This is a genomic window from Rickettsiales bacterium (assembly GCA_029252805.1).
Taxonomy (GTDB): Bacteria; Pseudomonadota; Alphaproteobacteria; order Rickettsiales; family JALZUV01; genus JALZUV01.
This window is the reverse complement of sequence record JAQXAR010000020.1, coordinates 1-3342: the sequence shown is the minus strand read 5'-3', so window position 1 is coordinate 3342 and position 3342 is coordinate 1. Positions and strand designations below refer to the sequence as shown.

The 3342-nt window shown below is 46.0% G+C and carries 5 protein-coding genes; 4 read left to right on the top strand and 1 reads right to left on the bottom strand.

Translation table 11 applies throughout. The features are described from left to right. Nucleotides 1-745, top strand: a 745-nt coding sequence (locus tag P8P30_04130; protein MDG1286736.1) for an EF-hand domain-containing protein, incomplete at its 5' end; no start/stop codon positions are given. Between the two features lie 15 nt (nt 746-760). Here the strand turns inward: P8P30_04130 and P8P30_04125 are convergent. Further along, a complete protein-coding gene (locus tag P8P30_04125; GenBank protein MDG1286735.1) occupies nt 761-1609 on the bottom strand; it encodes a prepilin-type N-terminal cleavage/methylation domain-containing protein in 849 nt (282 codons plus the stop codon). A gap of 317 nt (nt 1610-1926) precedes the next feature. Here P8P30_04125 and P8P30_04120 point away from each other — a divergent pair, with 317 nt between their 5' ends. From P8P30_04120 to P8P30_04110, 3 genes are read left to right on the top strand one after another with little or no spacing between them, the layout of a single operon-like run. Further along, nucleotides 1927-2160: a hypothetical protein gene (locus tag P8P30_04120; protein MDG1286734.1), complete on the top strand. Its 234-nt coding sequence runs from the start codon at nt 1927-1929 to the stop codon at nt 2158-2160. Beyond that, nucleotides 2150-2680, top strand: coding sequence for a bifunctional DNA primase/polymerase (locus tag P8P30_04115; protein MDG1286733.1), 531 nt, complete (start codon nt 2150-2152; stop codon nt 2678-2680). Before P8P30_04120 ends, P8P30_04115 begins: the two co-directional genes overlap by 11 nt. A gap of 2 nt (nt 2681-2682) precedes the next feature. Then, nucleotides 2683-2874, top strand: coding sequence for a hypothetical protein (locus P8P30_04110; GenBank protein MDG1286732.1), 192 nt, complete (start codon nt 2683-2685; stop codon nt 2872-2874). Nucleotides 2875-3342: the final 468 nt, after the last annotated feature.

The following is a 3342-nucleotide window of genomic DNA, read 5'->3' as shown; positions in this document are numbered from 1 at the left end:
GAGTGTTTTATCTACGCAAAATGGAATAAAGAACCCATTTTCGAAGCTAGATAGGAATGCCGATGCCTCAGTGTCCAAATCAGAATTCGTTACTGGACGACCAAAAGGCGTAACCGAGTCGCAAGCGGCTTCCCGCTTTGCTGAACTTGATACGGCAGGAACGGGCAGTTTAACTAAATCACAGTTATCACAAAACTCTTCTTCAGCAAGTGCGGTCAAGGTTACACTCTCTGCACAAGCACAGGCATTCTTATTGCAAAACTCACCCGAGCAGTCGGGAACGACATCTCCGTCTTCTGATAATATCTTTGCTCGTCTCGATACAAATAGCGATTCACTTTTAAGTTCTGAAGAATTTATATCGGGTCGCCCTAGCTTTGCATCTGAAGAGCAGGCGGTAGCGAAATTCTCAATATTAGATGTTGATGGTGATGGTTCATTAACAGAATCCGAAGCTTCAATAGGGGCTGCAAACTCGGCACAAGCAGCGGGTTCAGGCGGTAAACCTCCTCCTCCGCCGCGAAGCAGTTCCGTCTTAAGTGAGATTTTTGATGATTTAGATACGAATGAAGACGGTGTGATCGACATTACGGAGCTTATGGCAGGGTTGCAAAAGGAACAAGAAGAGCAAGAGCGCATAACTGGCTCTGAAAATTCTAACCAACAAACATTAGAGTTGAATCAGGCTATTGAAGCGTATGGCTCTCAATCTAATGCATATAGCACCGAATCTATAATCACATAGCTTTCTTAGTTTTTTCTATTCTACATCGACGATTAACGTGCAGGCAATATCAGTATATGAAAGGTTGTAAACCATTGCGTCTGGCGTTGGTCCTGGAAGGGTAGAGCCTATCGTACAGTTTGGATTGTGGGTTCCTTCCCATGTGCCGCCGCCGCCATTCATATTGACATACTCTCCTCTATTGGGCCTCCCATCATCCAGCTTCCCATCTAATGAGGCTATCTCTTGAGGTGTTAGAACCATTCCGAACAACACGTCACTATTGCCATCTCCCGCAAGGTTTTTGGAGTCACCAAGAAGTAGTACTTGTCTAGTTTCGTTCTTACCTTCCCAGAAAAAACTAGATCCTCTAAAAACATCAAACATCGCCCATCCTGCACCAGAGCTAGCATTTGACGTGGGGATGTTATTACCTGCATTAGCACACCAGTTAGCCATGGAGCACCCCACTTCGCTAATGCCAGTGTAGTTCTCGGATAAAATTTCAGTATTGCTTAAATGCTCCCAGGCGCGCCAACTTTCATGTAAAACATCTGCGGGGCCCATCGTAGAGGGTGCATCAATGTAACCATCCCCATCTCCATTACATGTTTGGTTTCCTGTGCCTTCAACGGTTAGGCAATCCCCTACAACGACCCCCCAATAGTCCTCAGCATCCGGCATATCACCGGGAAGAGAGTCATGTATCGATTCAAATGTTTTTATCGCTTGTCGGTATTTGTGTACATCAGTCGCTACGGATTGTAATTCCGCCGAGCGCACCATCTCCTGCCCGACCGTAATGCCACCAACAATCAGTCCGATAATGATTAGGACGATGGAGATCTCGAGCAGTGTAAAGCCAGATTTAGAGGAATGAGTCATTGTTTGTATATTTCCAGGAGGTAAGTATTTGCTTAATAGGAGAGAATAAAGAGAATTTATCTGAAGTCTCTTGTCTGGACAATAGCTATTGTCTCAGAAAATCCGTTGCCTCTTAGCTTTTGGTGCGCTCGGCGGGATTTGAACCTACGGCCCCTAGATTAGGAAAATCACTATATATCAATGCTTTGGTGTACTATTATCTATGCCACGAACTGCTAAGGGAAAGTTCGCAATTTATGCGTACTTTGCTGTGGCGATATTTCAAATATCCTCAGGAGGGTGCGTGAGAGCAACCTTTCAGTTTAGAGGATATTATCATGAAGACTGAGCCTTTATATCTCCGCAAAGCGGCGGCAGAAACCTTGAGTGCAATCGAAAATGGTAGTTTTAACACCATTTATCGCTGGCTTCTCGATGAAACCAACGCCGGACGAATTTCTACTTATTTTATCGGCAAGCGCCATTACGTCAAACTCTCAGAAGTCATCAAGCATATTGAGTGTTATCGCACAAACTTGCTGACTGCAGGCGGAGGTGACTATGACCAATAACACCTTCGCTCACTGGGCCCCGATTTATCGAAGTCTCGGCTATTGGCCGCGCCCTATTACACCGGGCAGTAAAGCCTGTCGTGAAAAATCTTGGACTACACCTGACACAGAGCTTTCGCCGGAGATTATCAACAAATGGGATAGAAAGAAGTCTCGTTATGGTATTGGTTTGCTGATGGGAAGCCAGTTGCCAGATGGCAGTGTATTGGGTGCGCTGGATATTGACCATGATGCTTATGCTGCCTTGGGTGCTGCGTTATTGCGCAACTCACCATGCACGCGCTTTGGTAAAAAGGGCGCGGTTCATTTCGTCCGAGTTCGCGGTGTTATTCGCAAAACCAAGATGAAAGTGAAGGGCGAGAAAAATTCTCATTACGGTGAAGTGGCTGAATTCTTGGTTGAGAAAAAGCTCTGTGTGATTCCTCCAACAATCCATCCCGACACCGGTGAAGAATACCAGTGGACGGGCAAACCATTGCACGAAATTGATTTCAAAGAACTACCTATTATTGGAGCGTAACCATGACTACAGAACAAATTATCCCGTTGGAATTTATTCAGACCGCTTTTACCAGCGAGCACTATCCACAATATTTCAAGGGCCAAGATACGCATGATGCGAATGTGCGCTTTATCGACCAGATTGTTTGCTACACGCAAGATATTGAGTGGATTGAGGTGATTGGTCTCCACCCTCAAGAGCTGGTTGCTTGAGTGGAAGCTGTGTTGTCCGCGCAAAAACGGAGAACTAAGGCTAGTCTTTCCCAGCCAAGGGGCGCGGCAAGCTTGGCCGAAGCGTAAGGCCGGTGGAGGGGTGTTGCTCTACTCCAACTTCCGCTTACGGGTGTGGAAGAAGATTTTCGAGCAGCTTGAGGTACAGAGTATTCCCTATGTCACCCCTCACAGCGCGAGGCACAGTTTTATATCAACTCTGCAAGCTCAAGGGGTGGCTCTGGGAGACTAGCCGTAAGGACATCTACGCTTTGCAGCAAGAGTTACAGAAACACAGTAAGGCTATCCGACTGAGCTACGAGCGCACGCGATATATTACCAAAAAAAACTGGGGGCTGACACCTAATAATATTCTTTGAGCAACTTTTTCAGGTCTGCCAGTAAGTCACTTGGTGTGCCCATATTAAACCTCCACTCACATTCTTTCAAGAACAGATTAAAATGCTCTTT